This window comes from Rhizobium pantanalense, assembly GCF_030182525.1.
In the GTDB taxonomy this organism is placed as follows: Bacteria; Pseudomonadota; Alphaproteobacteria; order Rhizobiales; family Rhizobiaceae; genus Rhizobium.
In genome coordinates, this window is sequence record NZ_JAQJCH010000001.1 from 64,387 (window position 1) to 80,082 (window position 15,696).

Here is a 15,696-nt window from a genome sequence, read left to right on the forward strand (position 1 = left end):
TGGCGGCCGGTGATCCGCCGACCTTCGGAATCGTTGCCTATATGAGCACTACCGATGGCGCAGTGCAACAAAAACCGACGCACATGAATATTTGACACCGTTTGTAAAATCGGGCGTCCATCCTGGATACGCCCTGCTGCACTGTGCCAACGGCAGTTGTGATCGGACGCTTCGCGGTATGGACCGCGGATTCATTTCTTGCCGTCCCACCTTCGCGCCTCAAACATTGTCATCGACCCTCGGTGAAGGCGACGCTTGCAAATCAAAATCCAACCTTCGGACAGCCACGTAGCAGAAAGCATAGCCCGCGATACCGCCGCTTATGGTGAGCATAAGGATGTCAAACCTATTGGAGCCGCTTTGAAAGCCCCATGAATGAGCTGTCCAGTATCCAGCAATAGCTCCAGCTGTCGGATAATAATAGGAGGGTCGCCCGAGCAATTCGCCGATGCCGATCGCCACTAGAGCGGCCTTCCACGTGATTAGGAGAGCCATCGGTACCATAGCGAAGCTAATGATGACCAATGCCAGCGGCACAGATATTCCCTCAGCGATTGAGTTAAAATTTGAGGCGAATGAAATCAAAGAATACGAAACGATAGCGAAATATTCAGCAACCAGCAGAGCGAAGATATTCATGAAAACCATCTTCTTGATGTTTGATTTGGCTGCTTTTGGCTCCATCTCTATCTCCGTTTCATCCCATGATGGCGAGTAGCCCACTGAGCGCTTGCTTATTGGTTGTATTCGCAGCATACACCATGCAAGAGCGGCAAATACGTGCATGCCCCGAGATCTAATTGGTCGAGGAGGGCGAGGGGAGGGTCCAGCGCGCCTTGTCGAAGACGATCGCGGTTCGGAGCTGCTCCGGCGAGGTTCTGCGCAATTCCAGTTGCAGGTTGAAATTGTTGTCGCTCTGGAATTCCTTGAAAAAGGCAAGCTTGGCGCCGAAGGCTTGCAGCGTCACGTCCTGTAACTTGCCGATCGCCTCAAGCGCGGCCTGAAAGTCCAACCAATGGGTTTCGTTCAGCAATAGGACGACGGTGTCGACAAAGGTGCCGGCAACGGCCTTTCCATCGTCGTTATCAGGCATGATGACCTTGATGCGGATGGTATCGATTTCGCCTGATGGTTTGCCCCTGGCGATGATGAAGAAGGAAGCCGCCTTGGGATCGCCATAGGCGCCCTTCTGGACGGCATAGCTGCACTCCGAAGTGCCGGCGCCCAGCTCGCTTTGCCGCCATTCGCCTACGGACAGGCCGAACTTCTGCAGATCGGCGCAAAGCGCCTGGCCCGATATCCGCCAGCTGCGCACGAAGGCACTCAGCAGCGCGTCGATGGGTTCGTCCAGCAGATGGGATCGCTTCTTGGGGGGCGGCTTGGCGGCGACAGTCGCTGGCTTGACGCGGACGCTGCTGGCTGCCGGGGCTGATGTCTTCGCCGCCGCTGCCGGAGGCATGGCTGCATGAGATGGCTGCTGTTCCTGGGCGGGGGCTGTGGGCGATGCTGCGCGTTGTTCCGGCTTGGGAAACAGATTGAGATGATAGCGATCATCCAGCGCCCGCAGATTGCGCATATCGTTGGCAAGGAGCGCGGTTGCGAGGATGATCGAACCGATGACAACGGCGGCAATCCAAAACACAGCTCTGCTTTTCTTGCGAGGTGGCGCCACCGACATGGTTCAGATCACAGCTACTCCCGAGGAAACACGCTTGCTGCAATAACTGTATGTTGCGCAGCCATGTTCATGGCTACAGCATATGCGTTTATGAACGATTGATCATTCTAATGTTTCTTTGTCAATTCATGATGTTGCTCAAAGCAGACCGCGATCTTGCGCAGCCGGTTCCCATGTTCCGGACTTCCGGCTTTTGGATGCACTTGTCGTAAAGCTGCTGCTCGTTCCTGTGCAATTTGTTCTAGGCGAAATATGCCTTGAGTGCCTTGACGGTGGTGGCATCCGTGCGGCGGGCCGATGGCGCCGAGAAGCCGAGAGCGATGAGACGCTCATCTGTCTCCGAGGCGGTTGCGGAGCAGGAGGCGTGGATCTCGCTGATCTGCAGGCGCGGCCATAGCTGGCTGACCGTCGCCAGCGTCACGCCGGAGCCGGGCATGATGGAGATGCGGCCGGCGGCGGCTGTAATCGCCTGTTCGAGCATGGCAACGCCTTCGGCCGCAGTCCTTGCGCCGCCGGAGGTCAGGATGCGCTCGAAGCCGAGGGAGATCGCGGCATCGACGGCTTCCTCGGTGTCAGGCACCAGATCGAAGGCGCGATGCAGCGTCTTGCCGAGACCTTCCGCGTGGGCGGTGAGGGTGGTGAGTGCGTCAAGATCCAGTCGGCCATCCGGCAGGGAAGCGCCGAGCACGACGCCCGGCAAGCCGGCAGCTCGTGCTGCATCGATGTCGCGCTTCATGACGTCAAGTTCATCCGCCGAATAGACGAAGCTGCCGGCGCGCGGACGGATAATGGCGTATGCGGGGACAGGCATCTTCGCCGCTGCGGCCATCAGCCCGGCACTCGGCGTTAGCCCGCCGAGGGGGAGAGCGCTGCAAAGCTCGATGCGATCGCCGCCGCCTGCGACGGCGGCCTTGAGGCCGGCAATGTCCTCGACGCAGACCTCAAGCAGCATGGATGCGCTCTCCGGCATATTGCAGGCCCAGCAGAGCGGCGCCGATGAGGCCCGGTTCCAGCTTGCACTCGCTCGGCACGACCAGCGGCCGGCCGAACTTACGCAGGATGCGAGCGCGTACCGCCTCGTCCAAACGTGCCAGGAGCGGTTCGACGTTGGAAAGGCCACCGCCGACCGGCACGATGGTCGCGCCGGTTATGTTGACGGTCAGCGCCAGCGGCGAAGCGACCAGATCCACCATGACGTCAATCGTGCGTTCGGCACGGTCTTCACCCCTGAGCCACTGGCCGATGATCTCCTCGCTGGAAAGTTCCAGCCCGTGAAGCGTCTTGTGCAGGCGTTCGATGCCGCGTGCGCCGCCGACGGTGTCGACGCAACCCCTCTGGCCGCAGCCACAGGCATAGGCGGGAATGGCGACCGGTGGATTGCCGGCGGAGGACGCGATGATGGGGCCGTGGCCCCATTCCCCGGCAAAGCCGCCGGCAGCATTGACCAGCCGGCCATCCGCGACAAGGCCGCCGCCGACGCCGGTGCCGAGAATGGCGCCGAAGACGATGCGATGGCCACGGCCCGCTCCGGACATGGCCTCCGCCATGGCGAAGCAATCGGCATCATTGGCGATCAGCACGGGATAGCCGAGTTCCACTTCCAGATCGGCGGCAAGATGCCGGCCGTGAATGCAGGGAATATTGGCGCAGGTGAGTGTCTGTGTATCGGGATCGACGACGCCGGCGATGGAGAAGGAGAGGCAATCCGGCCTCTCGCCGGCTTCGGCAATCACCTCGCGCAGGGCAGCGACGAATTCGGCGAAATCGTGCCTGGGCGTCGGGCGCCGCGCCAGCGGCACGATGTCCGTCATGGAGCGGGCAATGCCGCCTTTGATGGCGCTGCCGCCAATGTCGAAGGAAACGATCATGGATACCGACCCGCTGGAAACATGGCGCACTTGCTCGCACCCTTTGCCGGTCTTTGCAAGATCAATCCTTGCGGGGCCCAATCCCCGACGGCCAGCGCGTCATCAGCCGGACGGCAAGGTGATCCGGGCTTCAAAGCCATCGGTCCTGCCGGTCGCCGGCGACAGTAGATCGAGATGGCCGCCGATCTGGCCGACGATGCGCTCGACGATCGAAAGTCCGAGGCCGGAGCCTGCCGCTTTCGTCTTGCCACGCCAGAAGCGCTTCTTCAGGCCGGCAAGCTCCTGTGCGGAAAGCACGGCGCCGCCGTTGATGACGCGGACGGTGCGGTCGTCGATCCGGACGGTCACTTCGTCATCCACCGGCCCATGGATCAAGGCGTTTTCGATGAGGTTGCGCATAACGATCGCAAATGCGTCAATATCGACGTTACGGATCAGTTTCTCCGCCGTTTCGTTCTCCAGAAGGACACGGCCTGCCGTTCCCGTGTCGCGGTCGTAGTCGCCTATGACGGTTTCGATGATGGCCACGAGATCGGCGGGTTTGTCACCCGTGCCGATCCCGGCCTGGGCGCGGGAAAGCTGCAGCAGCTTTTCCGCGAGCCGACCGAGATTGGAAAGCGACGTCTCGATGCGGCCGGCGCGTTCCGTCAATTGCCCCTGTGGCAGTTCGGCGATCAGCCTCTGGGTCTGCGCGAGAGCGCCTGCAATCGGGGTACGCAGTTCATGGGCGCTATTGGCCGTGAATTCGCGCTCGGCTTCCAGCGCCAGGCGCAGGCGGTCCAGCAGCAGATTGACGGAGCGGGCGATGGGCTGCAGCTCGAGCGGCAGCGTCTCGCTCACGAGCGGCGCCATGTTGCCGCCGTCTTTGGTGGCGATCTCCGAGCGCAGGCGGTCGATCGGCCGCAGCGATCGGCCGACGACGACACCGATGGCGATGATGCTGGCGGGGATGAGCGCCAGCAGTGGCCAGAGCAGCGAGACCCCGGTCTCGCGCGATGCCTCGCGGCGATTCTTGAAGGCATCGGCGACGTGCAGGAAAATCGTGCCGTCGGCCGAGGATTCGGTATAGATCCGGTATCGCGGCGTATTGTGGAAGCCGATCTTCAGCGGCACGTCATAGGCTGTTGGAGGGGCATCGTGGGAGTGCAGGATGACCTTGCCGTTCCCATCGAGTACCTGATAGGTCAGATATTCTCGGTTCAGCCCCTTGTTGAGCTCTTCCAGGCTCTGAGGATCGCCGGAATGATCGCGATTGGCCAGATCGTCGAGCACCAGCGGCAGAAGACGCTCGGCGGTTTCCTGCAACGTGCCGTCGAAGGTTTCCGAGAGCTCCTTGTTTACGACGTAGACACCGATGCCGACCGCAATCAGCCAGAAGACGACGACAGTGCCGGTCAGCGCAGTGATCAGGCGCCGAGTGATGCTGGCGCGGCTGGGCTCCTTGTGTTCGGTCATCGCTCACCCAGGCAATAGCCGACGCCGCGGGCCGTCCTTATGCGGTCCTTGCCGATCTTCTTGCGCAGGCGGCTGACATAGACCTCCACCGTGTTGCTCTCGATTTCGGAGCCGAAGGCATAGAGCGCCTCTTCTATCTTGTCCTTGGAGACGATGGCGCCCGGCCGCGTGATCAGCAGGTCGAGCACGGCCCATTCTCGTCCCGTCAGGATCACGTCCTTGCCCGCCAGCTTGACGCGGCGCTGCGGCTGGTCGATTTCGAGGTCATCAAACCGGAGGGTCGGCTGCGGACTGCCGGCATAACGCCGGGCCACCGCCAGGATACGGGCCGTTAATTCGCCAAGGTTGAACGGTTTGACGAGATAATCGTCGGCGCCGCTGTTCAGGCCTTCGATGCGGTCGGAGATCTGATCGCGAGCCGTCAGGATGATCACGGGCGTTTCGTCGGGCTTGCGGCGCAGCCGCTTCAAGAAATCGATGCCGCTGCCGTCCGGAAGCTGTAGATCCAGCAGGATGAGGCCGTATTGCACGGCGCTGGTGACCTCTTCCGCATCGGTCAGGTTCCTGACCCAATCCACGGCATGAGCCCCCGCTGCGATATGGTCGCGAACCGCGCTGCCGATCGTGTCGTCGTCCTCCACCACAAGAATGCGCACATGCACCTCTCAACCGTTGAACGTACCTCAGTTAATGCCGACGAACCTATCGGGTCAATAACGGCTGAAATAAGCCGCGGCGGGATGCACAGTTCATGGGTGGACTACCCGCCGAAAACGTTCCCGGCGCCTATGGACAGACAGGAACGCGATGGTTACTTGTTTGCGCGGAGAACGAAGCGGCCGCGCAGTGGCCGCCACAGGCTATCGGAGGATCGTTCATGCTGAAGGGAATTTCGCCGCTGTTGAATGCGGACGTGCTCTATGCGCTTAAATCCATGGGGCATGGCGATATGCTCGCCATCGTTGATACGAATTTCCCCGCTGAATCGGTGGCAAGCCAGACCGTTCTGGGCGAGCTGCTGCGCATCGACAACGTGTCGTCCGCCGATGCTGTTGCGGCAATCTTGTCCCTGATGCCGCTCGATACCTTCATCGATGACGCGGCGGCGCGCATGGAAGTGGTTGGCGCGCCAGATGAGGTGCCGCAGGTGCAGCGTGAAGTCCAGGCCGTGATCGATAAGGCCGAGGGCAAGCATTGGCCGCTAACGCCGGTCGAGCGTTATGCCTTCTACGAGCGTGCCAAGGATGCCTTTTGCGTCATTCAGACCGGCGAGCGCCGCTTCTACGGCTGTTTCACCTTGACCAAGGGTGTCATCCCGCCGGAGACTGCATGATCCGGCACGAATAGTCTGGATCATCCCGAGCAAGGGCGCTGTTTCGGTAAAGGAAGGCGATGGCGAAGAAGCTGGATTCCCAGGGGCGGCTAGACGATGCGGCGCGGGCCGGATGGCTCTACTACGTCGCCGGCCGCACGCAGGATGAAATCGCCGTCGCAATGGGAATATCCCGGCAGTCGGCGCAGCGTCTGGTGTCGCTGGCCGTTGCCGAACGGCTGATCAAGGTCCGGCTGGATCACCCGATTGCCGCCTGTCTTGAATATGCAGCGGAGCTCAAGAAGAAGTTTGGTCTGCGCCATGTCGATATCGTGCCGAGCGATCCCGACAGCACATCCTCAACCATTGGCATCGCCGAGGCTGGTGCTGCCGAAATCGAGCGCTGGCTGCGGCGAGCCGACCCCATCGTGCTGGCGATCGGCACGGGCCGCACGTTGAAGGCTGCAGTCGACCAGCTGCCGGCGATCGAATGTCTGCAGCATCGGGTGGTGTCGCTGACGGGCAATATCGGTCCCGACGGCTCGGCCGCCTATTACAACGTCATCTTCAGCATGGCCGACGTCGTCAAGGCGCGGCACTTTCCGATGCCGCTGCCGGTGCTGGTGTCGTCGGCCGAGGAGCGGGAGCTCCTGCATGCGCAGGCACTGGTGCGCTCGACGCTCGATATCAGTGCTCAGGCCGACGTGACCTTCGTCGGTATCGGCGAGATGGGCGTGGAAGCGCCGCTCTGCCTCGACGGCTTTCTCGAGAGGGACGAGATGCTGGCGTTGATGGACCGGGGCGCTGCCGGCGAGATCTGTGGCTGGGTTTTCGATGGCAATGGCAACCTCATGCCCGATGATGTCAATGAGCGCGTGGCCAGTGCGCCCTTGCCGTCGCGCGATACCTGCAGCGTCATTGGAATCGCCAAGGGCCGGCGCAAATTCCAGGCGATCAAGGCGGCCGTCGTCGGTCAGCAGATCAACGGTTTGATCACGGACGAGGCAGTTGCCGAATTTTTGCTCAAGGTGTGAGCAAAAAATTTAACCCATAGAAACAAAAGGATAGGTTGCTTGCTCGGCAATGCAGCAACGAATCTGCATTGACATTTTGTCGCAAGAAGTGAGTAATTGCCCATGAGCAAAGCGAATGCTCATTTTTAATCTTCTGGGAGGAAGATATGAAATTGAAAACTTTACTGCTGGGCGCCTGCTCGGCTCTGATGTTCGCCGGCCTGGCTTCCGCCGAAACCCTCACGATTGCGACGGTCAATAACGGCGACATGGTCCGTATGCAGAAGCTTACGGACGATTTCAAAGCCAAGAACCCCGGTATCGACCTGCAATGGGTCACGCTTGAAGAAAACGTATTGCGCCAGAAGGTTACGACCGATATCGCCACCAAGGCCGGCCAGTACGACGTGCTGACCATCGGCACCTATGAAGTGCCGATCTGGAGCAAGCTCGGCTGGCTTGCCTCGCTCGACAAGCTTTCCGCCGACAAGAACTACGATGTGGATGACCTTCTCCCGGCCATTCGCAGCGGTCTGACGACCGACGGCAAGCTCTATGCGGCACCGTTCTACGGCGAAAGCTCGATGGTGATGTATCGCAAGGACCTGTTCGACAAGGCTGGTCTCAAGATGCCGGACGCGCCGACATGGGACTTCATCGCCGATGCCGCCCGCAAGATCACCGACAAGGACCATGAAGTCTACGGTATCTGCCTTCGCGGCAAGGCGGGCTGGGGCGAAAACATGGCGTTCCTGACGGCGATGTCGAATTCGTTCGGCGCTCGCTGGTTCGATGAAAAGTGGAAGGCACAGTTCGACCAGCCGGAATGGAAGGACACGCTCGACTTCTACGTCAAGCTGATGAAGGATGCCGGTCCTCCGGGCGCATCGTCCAACGGCTTCAACGAGAATCTGGCCCTGTTCCAGTCCGGCAAGTGCGGCATGTGGATCGACGCCACCGTTGCTGCCTCCTTCGTTTCCGATCCGAAGGAATCGAAGGTCGCCGACAAGGTCGGCTTCGCTCTGGCTCCGGATAAGGGCCTCGGCAAGCGCGGCAACTGGCTCTGGGCATGGAACCTCGCCATCCCGGCTTCCTCGAAGAAGACCGAAGCCGCTGAGAAGTTCATTTCCTGGGCCACCAGCAAGGACTACACCAACCTGGTCGCACAGAAGGAAGGCTGGTTGAACGCACCTCCCGGTACCCGCACCTCGCTCTACGCGAATGCGGACTACCAGAAGGCAGCGCCTTTCGCCAAGATGACGCTCGACTCGATCAACTCGGCTGATCCGACGCATCCGACCGTCAAGCCGGTTCCCTATGTCGGCGTTCAGTTCGTCGCTATCCCTGAATTCCAGGGCATCGGCACGGCTGTAGGCCAGCAGTTCTCGGCTGCTCTCGCCGGCCAGATCTCCGTCGATCAGGCCCTGAAGGCTGCCCAGCAGCTGACGGAACGCGAAATGAAGAAGGCCGGCTATCCGAAGTAAGGGCCTTCGAAGCTAAGGAAAGCAGCGCCCCCTCTCGAGCACTGCTTTCCTCTAGGCCGCCGAGCGCCGAACTGCCCTTGGCGGCCCTTTTGTTTCAGCCGGTCCGCGGCCACCCCCTCCTTTAAAGATAGGTCGGTACTTGCCATGGCAACGTTGCACACCCGTTCCACCGCACGCGTCATGATGGCGCCTTCGGTTCTGCTCCTCTTTGCGTGGATGATCGTCCCGCTCGTGATGACGATCTATTTCTCGACGCTGAACTACAATCTTCTGAACCCCGGCACGCATGATTTCCTCGGGTTTCTCAACTACGAATATTTCATCACCGATCCTGCCTTTCTGAGCTCGCTGATCGTGACGCTGCTGCTCGTCGGCGGTGCGTTGCTGATCACCGTCATCGGCGGCATTGCGCTCGCTCTCCTTCTTGATCAGCCGATCTTCGGCCAGGGCATCGTGCGCATGCTGGTGCTTGCGCCCTTCTTCGTGATGCCGACGGTCGCAGCCCTCATCTGGAAGCATATGTTCATGAACCCGGTAAACGGGCTCCTGGCACATCTCTTCCGGTTCTTCGGGCTTGATCCGCTGACCTGGCTGGAGACGGTTCCGCTGTTGTCGATCATCATCATCATCGCCTGGCAGTGGCTGCCTTTCGCAACACTCATCCTGCTGACGGCCCTGCAGTCGCTGGACGAGGAGCAGAAGGAAGCTGCCGAGATGGATGGCGCGGGACCGGTTTCGAAGTTCATCTACATCATCCTGCCGCATCTGGCACGGGCCATCACCGTCGTCATCCTGATCGAGACGATCTTCATGCTGTCGGCCTTCGCCGAGATCCTCGTCACCACCAATGGCGGTCCCGGAACGGCGACGACCAACCTCACTTATCTCGTCTATTCGCAGATCGTTCTGTCGCAGGATGTCGGCGGCGCATCGGCGGGCGGCATCATCGCCGTCATCCTCGCCAATATCGTCGCGATCTTCCTGATGCGCGCAGTCGGCAAGAATCTGGAGGCTTGAGATGGCACGCAAAATCACCACGCAACGCAAGATCGTCGTATCGGTCGCCGCCTGGATCGTGGCAATCCTCATCTTCTTCCCGATCCTGTGGACGATCCTGACGAGCTTCAAGACAGAAGGCGATGCGATTGCCTCGCCGCCGCAGTTCCTCTTCTTCCACTGGACGCTGGAGAACTATTTCGAGGTGCAGTCGCGCTCGGATTACTTCCTCCACTTCGGCAACTCGGTCATCATCGCCTTCGGTTCGACCATTCTCGGTCTGCTCGTTGCGGTGCCTGCCGCCTGGGCCATGGCGTTCTCGCCGACCAAGCGAACCAAGGACGTCCTGATGTGGATGCTGTCGACGAAAATGATGCCGCCGGTCGGAGCTTTCATTCCGATCTACCTGTTGTTCCAGAGCTTCGGCCTCCTGAACAACCAGTTCGCCAGCCGGGTGGGCATGGTCGTCGTGCTGATGCTCATCAACCTGCCGATTATCGTCTGGATGCTCTACACCTACTTCAAGGAAATTCCCGGCGAAATCCTCGAGGCCGCCCGCATGGACGGTGCGACGCTTGCCAAGGAGATCATCTACGTGCTGACGCCGATGGCGATCCCGGGCCTTGCCTCGACGATGCTGCTCAACATCATCCTTGCTTGGAACGAGGCCTTCTGGACGCTCAATCTCTCCGCGGTAGACGCGGCGCCGCTGAGCACCTTCATCGCCTCCTATTCCAGCCCGGAGGGCCTGTTCTATGCCAAGCTTTCGGCGGCATCGACCATGGCGATCGCTCCGATCCTGATCCTCGGCTGGTTCAGCCAGAAGCAACTCGTTCGCGGCCTGACCTTCGGCGCGGTTAAGTAAGGAAGAGAAACATGGGTAGCATTGTTCTCAAACAAGTCTCCAAGGTCTTCGGCGAAGCCAAGGTCATTCCTTCCATTGATCTTGAGATCGATAACGGCGAGTTCGTCGTCTTCGTCGGCCCGTCGGGCTGTGGCAAATCCACGCTGCTGCGCCTGATCGCCGGCCTGGAAGATGTCTCCGGCGGCCAGATCATGATCGACGGCAAGGATGGCACCAATCTCAAGCCGTCCGAGCGCGGCCTTGCCATGGTGTTTCAGTCCTATGCGCTCTATCCGCATATGAGCGTGCGCAAGAACATCGCCTTTCCGCTGAAGATGGCGAACATGCCGCAGGCGGAAATCGACAAGAAGGTTGCGGATGCCGCACGCGTCCTGAACCTGACGGATTATCTGGAGCGCAAACCGCGCCAGCTTTCCGGCGGTCAGCGCCAGCGCGTCGCGATCGGCCGCGCCATCGTGCGCCAGCCGGCCGCCTTCCTCTTCGACGAGCCCTTGTCGAACCTCGATGCGGCGCTGCGCGTCAACATGCGCCTCGAGATCAGCGAACTGCATCAGCAGCTGAAGACGACGATGGTCTATGTCACGCACGATCAGGTGGAAGCCATGACCATGGCCGACAAGATCGTCGTGCTCAACCGCGGCAATATCGAGCAGGTGGGCTCGCCGCTGGAGCTCTACCGCAGCCCCCGCAATCTCTTCGTCGCCGGCTTCATCGGCTCGCCGAAGATGAACTTCGTCAAGGGCGCCTATGCCCAGAGCTTCGGCGGCGACACGATCGGCGTCAGGCCGGAACACGTGCTGCTGTCGACCACGTCGGGCGACTGGCAGGGCAAGGTTCTCGTTGCCGAACATCTCGGTTCCGACACCTTCCTGCATATCGATGTTGACGGGATCGGCACGGTGACCGCGCGCGGCTCGGGCGATTTCCCGGCCCGGGCCGGCGATACGGTCTACCTGACACCGGACAAGGCGCATATTCACCGGTTCAACGCCGAAGGGCTGGCGATTTCAGCCTGAAAGCCAAGGCCGTGTGCGCTTGAGCGCGCACGGCCGATGCATCTGTTCCGGTTCGCGTCCATCGATCTACGTGGACCGGTCAAGCATACCAGCCGGTGCGGCGTTCCCGAGCTGCCCGGAGCCAGAGACCTTCAAAAGGACCAGAGACATGACGTGCAAATTATCGCTCGCAACTCTCCAGCAGGCGGCTGCAAAGGCGGTTATTCCTGCTTATGACCGGAAGTCGCTTTCGGCGGGCATCGTGCATTTCGGTGTCGGCAATTTCCATCGTGCCCATCAGGCAATCTATCTCGACGACCTTTTCAATACCGGCGAGGCCCATGACTGGGCGATCATCGGCGCCGGCGTGCTGCCGTCGGATGCGGCCATGCGCGAGAAGCTGGCTGCCCAGGATTTTCTGACGACAGTGGTCGAGCAGGACAATAATCGCACGGCCGCGCGCGTGACTGCGCCGATGGTCGACATCCTGCCGGTCGGCGATGCCAAGGCAATCATCGCCAAGCTTGCCGATCCCGCGATCCGCATCGTTTCGATGACGATTACCGAGGGGGGGTATTTCATCGATGCCTCCGGCAAGTTCAATCCCGCCCATCCGGCAATCGTGGCCGATGGGCAGAACCCGGATGCGCCGAAGACTGTGTTCGGCCTGATCGTCGCCGGCCTTAAGGCGCGCCGCGCCGCCGGCCTGCAGCCTTTTACCGTCATGTCCTGCGACAACATCCCCCACAATGGTGGCGTCACCAAAGCCGCTGTCGTCGGCACGGCAAAGCTGTCCGATCCGGCCTTTGCCGACTGGATCGCTGCGAACGTCGCCTTCCCGAACGGCATGGTCGACCGCATCACGCCGGCAACTGGCGCACGCGAGATCGACCTGCTGAAAGAAGTCTTCGATATCGAGGACAATTGGCCCGTCTATTGCGAAGAGTTCAAGCAATGGGTGCTGGAAGACAACTTCCCCGCAGGCCGCCCGCCGCTGGAAAAGGTCGGCGTGACTTTCGTGCCCGACGTGACGCCCTATGAGCACATGAAGATTCGCATCCTCAACGGCGGCCATGCGGCGATCGCCTATCCGGCGGCTCTGATGGACATTCACTTCGTGCATGAGGCCATGGAAGAGCCGTTGATCCGAGCCTTCCTCGCCAAGCTCGAGAATGACGAGATCATCCCCGTCATCCCGCCGGTGCCGAACACGGTGCTTGCGGATTACTTCAAGCTGATCGAGCACCGCTTCTCCAATCCGAAGATCGCCGATACTATCCCGCGCCTGGCGCAGGACGGCTCCAACCGCCAGCCGAAGTTCATCCTGCCATCGACAGCCGATCGTCTCCGCCGCGGCGAGGATATTGTCGGCCTTGCCCTCGTTTCGGCGCTGTGGTGCCGTTACTTCGCCGGCAAAAGCGACAGCGGCAAGGATATCGTCTTCAACGATGCCAGCGCCGATCGGCTGCATGAAGCCGCGCTCAAGGCGAAGGACGATCCGAATGCCTTCCTGGTCTTCGACGACATCTTCGGCGATGTGGCCAAATCCGATCTCTTCCGCAAGCGCTTCGCGCATGCACTGAAAACGCTGTGGGAAAAGGGTACCCGCGTCACCCTGCAGCTATACTTGGACAACAAACTCGCGGAATAATTTTCAAGCGGCCGGACCTCTCCTGTTCCGGCCGTTTTCCATTGCCGTGCCGGGTTTCCGGCTGGCGGGACAGCAACAAAATTCAGGTTGGATCTGTGATGGCGGATGCGGGAACAGGGCTCGTAATCTTCGATTGCGACGGCGTGCTTGTCGACAGCGAGCCGCTGTCGGTCAGCGTGCTCATCCGGGCGATGCATGATGTCGGCGTCGAGATGAGCGAGGAGGATGTCTACAGCCGCTTCCTCGGCAAGAGCCTGGCGACGCTCGTCGACACGATGCAGACGGAGTTCGATGTCTTCATCGACCAGGCATTTCTCGACCGTATCCGCAACGATCTCTATGAACGCTTCAAGCATGAATTGAAGCCGATCGACGGTATCGGGGCAACGCTGAATGCACTTTCGCTGCCGCGCTGCGTCGCCTCGTCGAGCCAGCTTGAGCGCATCCGTCTCTCGCTCGGCGTCACCGGCCTTTTGGAGAAACTGGAGCCGAATATTTTCAGCGCCACCATGGTCAAGCGCGGCAAGCCGGCGCCGGATCTCTTTCTTTATGCGGCCGAAAAAATGGGCGTTCCGCCGAAGGATTGCATTGTCGTCGAAGATAGTCCGGCAGGGATCACGGCAGCGCGCGCGGCCGGCATGACGGTCTTCGCTTTCACCGGCGGTTCGCATGCCCATTCGCCCAGCTACCGGGCGGAGCTGGAGCAGCTTTCGCCGGAAGTCGTGTTTGACGCGATGCCGGAATTGATACAACTTGTCCGCAACAAGAGATAAGTGGGCGGGACCTCTTTTGCATGCGTGATCACGTGGTTGCGGTCGATATCGGCACAAGTAGCGCACGCGCCGGTGTCTTCACGGCGAGCGGCTCACTGCTGGGAAAAAGCGAACATCCGATCCTGATGAATCGCCCGCGCGAGAACCACGCCGAGCATGATTCCGAAGATATATGGGCCGCCGTCTGCACCGCCGTTCGCGCAGCTTTGAAGGCATCCGGTGTCGATGCGTCCGTCATCGGTGCGATCGGCTTCGATGCGACCTGTTCGCTGGTCGTGCGTGATCGCGATGGCGGGCAACTCACCGTTTCCACCGGTGGCGAGAAGAGATTCGATACCATCGTCTGGCTCGATCATCGGGCACTGGCCGAGGCAGATTACTGCACGGCGACGCGTCATGCGGTTCTCGAATATTCCGGCGAGTTCATGTCGCCGGAAATGGAAATGCCGAAGCTGATGTGGCTGAAGGAGAACCTGCCGGAAAGCTGGGCGCAGGCCGGCTATTTTTTCGATCTTGCCGATTTCATGACCTGGAAGGCGACCGGTTCGCTTGCGCGGTCGCGCTCGACGCTGGTGGCGAAATGGAATTACCTCGCGCATCGTGAGCCGGGCTGGCAGGCCGATTTTCTCAACGTGATCGGTCTTGGCGATCTGCGCGAACGCGGCAGCCTGCCCGACGAGAGCGTTGCCGTCGGCCGGTCCATCGGCACACTGACGGCCGAAGCGGCGCAAGCGCTGGGTCTCGACCGTGAATGCCATGTCGGTGCGGGCATGATCGACGCCTATGCGGGCGCGCTCGGCGCGCTTGCGGCCCATGCAGGCGATGCCGCCACATTGGAGCATCAGCTGGCGCTGATTGCCGGAACCTCGAGCTGCGTGGTTTCCTTTGCGCGCGAACGCAAACGCAGCACGGGCATGTGGGGGCCATATTACGAGGCCGTTTTCCCCGGGATGTGGCTTGCCGAGGCCGGGCAGTCGGCCACGGGCGCATTGCTCGACCATATCGTCAGCATGCATGCAGCCGGCGGACCTCCGACGGCGGTGCTGCACGATCGTATCGTCCGGCGGATTGCCGAGCTCAGGCCTGCGGAAGGTGATTCCCTCGGCGGGCGTATCCATGTGCTGCCCGATTTTCACGGCAATCGCTCGCCGCTTGCCGATCCGCATGCATTGGGCGTCATCAGCGGTATGACGCTGGACGCCTCCTTCGATGGCCTCTGCCGGCTATACTGGCGCACCAGCGTCGGCATTGCGCTCGGCATTCGCCATATCCTGGAGCGAATGCGGGATTACGGCTACGTGCCCGACACGCTGCATGTCGCCGGCGGCCATGTGAAGAATTCGGTGCTGATGGAACTCTACTCCGACGTGACCGGCTGCAAAGTGGTCATCCCGAAGATGAACGAGACGGTCCTGCTCGGCACGGCAATCGCCGCCTCCGTCTCCTGCGGGATTCACGAAAGCCTCGGAGTTGCCGGCGCCGCCATGTATCCGGGCGGTCACGAGCGGCTGCCGAATGCGGAAAAGAAAGAACTCTACGATCGCGATTACCGGCGTTTTCTCGCCATGTACCGCCACCGCGCAGAACTGGACGCCATGGAATAGGT

15 protein-coding genes are annotated in these 15,696 nt (G+C 60.8%); 9 read left to right on the forward strand and 6 right to left on the reverse strand.

Annotated features, from left to right (window positions below; translation table 11 throughout):
• Positions 1–219: 219 nt before the first annotated feature.
• From PH558_RS00340 to PH558_RS00365, 6 genes are all read right to left on the reverse strand, one after another.
• Entirely contained in the window at positions 220–684 is a 465-nt protein-coding gene (locus PH558_RS00340; RefSeq protein WP_285201530.1) for a hypothetical protein, read from the reverse strand.
• Between the two features lie 112 nt (positions 685–796).
• Complete coding sequence (locus tag PH558_RS00345; RefSeq protein WP_285201531.1) at positions 797–1,642, reverse strand: DUF6030 family protein; 846 nt, start codon at positions 1,640–1,642, stop codon at positions 797–799.
• 277 nt (positions 1,643–1,919) lie between these two features.
• Positions 1,920–2,630: a copper homeostasis protein CutC gene (locus PH558_RS00350; protein WP_285201532.1), complete on the reverse strand. Its 711-nt coding sequence runs from the start codon at positions 2,628–2,630 to the stop codon at positions 1,920–1,922.
• Positions 2,620–3,546: an ROK family protein gene (locus tag PH558_RS00355; protein ID WP_285201533.1), complete on the reverse strand. Its 927-nt coding sequence runs from the start codon at positions 3,544–3,546 to the stop codon at positions 2,620–2,622. The genes PH558_RS00350 and PH558_RS00355 overlap by 11 nt, the downstream gene beginning before the upstream one ends.
• A gap of 102 nt (positions 3,547–3,648) precedes the next feature.
• A complete protein-coding gene (locus tag PH558_RS00360) occupies positions 3,649–5,001 on the reverse strand; it encodes an ATP-binding protein (RefSeq protein WP_285201537.1) in 1,353 nt (450 codons plus the stop codon).
• On the reverse strand, positions 4,998–5,657 hold the full coding sequence (locus tag PH558_RS00365; RefSeq protein WP_285201539.1) for a response regulator: 660 nt from the start codon (positions 5,655–5,657) through the stop codon (positions 4,998–5,000). Before PH558_RS00365 ends, PH558_RS00360 begins: the two co-directional genes overlap by 4 nt.
• 221 nt (positions 5,658–5,878) lie before the next feature.
• Here PH558_RS00365 and PH558_RS00370 point away from each other — a divergent pair, with 221 nt between their 5' ends.
• The 9 genes from PH558_RS00370 to PH558_RS00410 all read left to right on the forward strand — a co-directional run bounded on the left by PH558_RS00370 (position 5,879) and on the right by PH558_RS00410 (position 15,694).
• Positions 5,879–6,334: an RbsD/FucU family protein gene (locus PH558_RS00370; protein ID WP_095435904.1), complete on the forward strand. Its 456-nt coding sequence runs from the start codon at positions 5,879–5,881 to the stop codon at positions 6,332–6,334.
• A 59-nt stretch (positions 6,335–6,393) separates the two neighbouring features.
• Entirely contained in the window at positions 6,394–7,347 is a 954-nt protein-coding gene (locus tag PH558_RS00375) for a sugar-binding transcriptional regulator (RefSeq protein WP_113332443.1), read from the forward strand.
• A gap of 146 nt (positions 7,348–7,493) precedes the next feature.
• Positions 7,494–8,810, forward strand: coding sequence for an ABC transporter substrate-binding protein (locus PH558_RS00380; protein WP_069615959.1), 1,317 nt, complete (start codon positions 7,494–7,496; stop codon positions 8,808–8,810).
• A gap of 144 nt (positions 8,811–8,954) precedes the next feature.
• Positions 8,955–9,827 (forward strand): carbohydrate ABC transporter permease, encoded by an 873-nt coding sequence (locus tag PH558_RS00385; protein ID WP_095435901.1) that lies wholly within the window; start codon positions 8,955–8,957, stop codon positions 9,825–9,827.
• A 1-nt stretch (position 9,828) separates the two neighbouring features.
• A complete protein-coding gene (locus tag PH558_RS00390) occupies positions 9,829–10,671 on the forward strand; it encodes a carbohydrate ABC transporter permease (protein ID WP_112722610.1) in 843 nt (280 codons plus the stop codon).
• An 11-nt stretch (positions 10,672–10,682) separates the two neighbouring features.
• Positions 10,683–11,687: an ABC transporter ATP-binding protein gene (locus PH558_RS00395; RefSeq protein WP_095435900.1), complete on the forward strand. Its 1,005-nt coding sequence runs from the start codon at positions 10,683–10,685 to the stop codon at positions 11,685–11,687.
• 148 nt (positions 11,688–11,835) lie between these two features.
• Entirely contained in the window at positions 11,836–13,317 is a 1,482-nt protein-coding gene (locus PH558_RS00400; protein ID WP_285201545.1) for a mannitol dehydrogenase family protein, read from the forward strand.
• A gap of 98 nt (positions 13,318–13,415) precedes the next feature.
• Positions 13,416–14,090 carry an HAD family hydrolase gene (locus tag PH558_RS00405; RefSeq protein WP_095435899.1) on the forward strand — a complete coding sequence of 225 codons (675 nt, stop codon included), beginning with the start codon at positions 13,416–13,418 and terminating at the stop codon, positions 14,088–14,090.
• A gap of 20 nt (positions 14,091–14,110) precedes the next feature.
• Positions 14,111–15,694 (forward strand): FGGY-family carbohydrate kinase, encoded by a 1,584-nt coding sequence (locus PH558_RS00410; RefSeq protein WP_113409094.1) that lies wholly within the window; start codon positions 14,111–14,113, stop codon positions 15,692–15,694.
• The last annotated feature ends 2 nt before the right edge of the window (positions 15,695–15,696 follow it).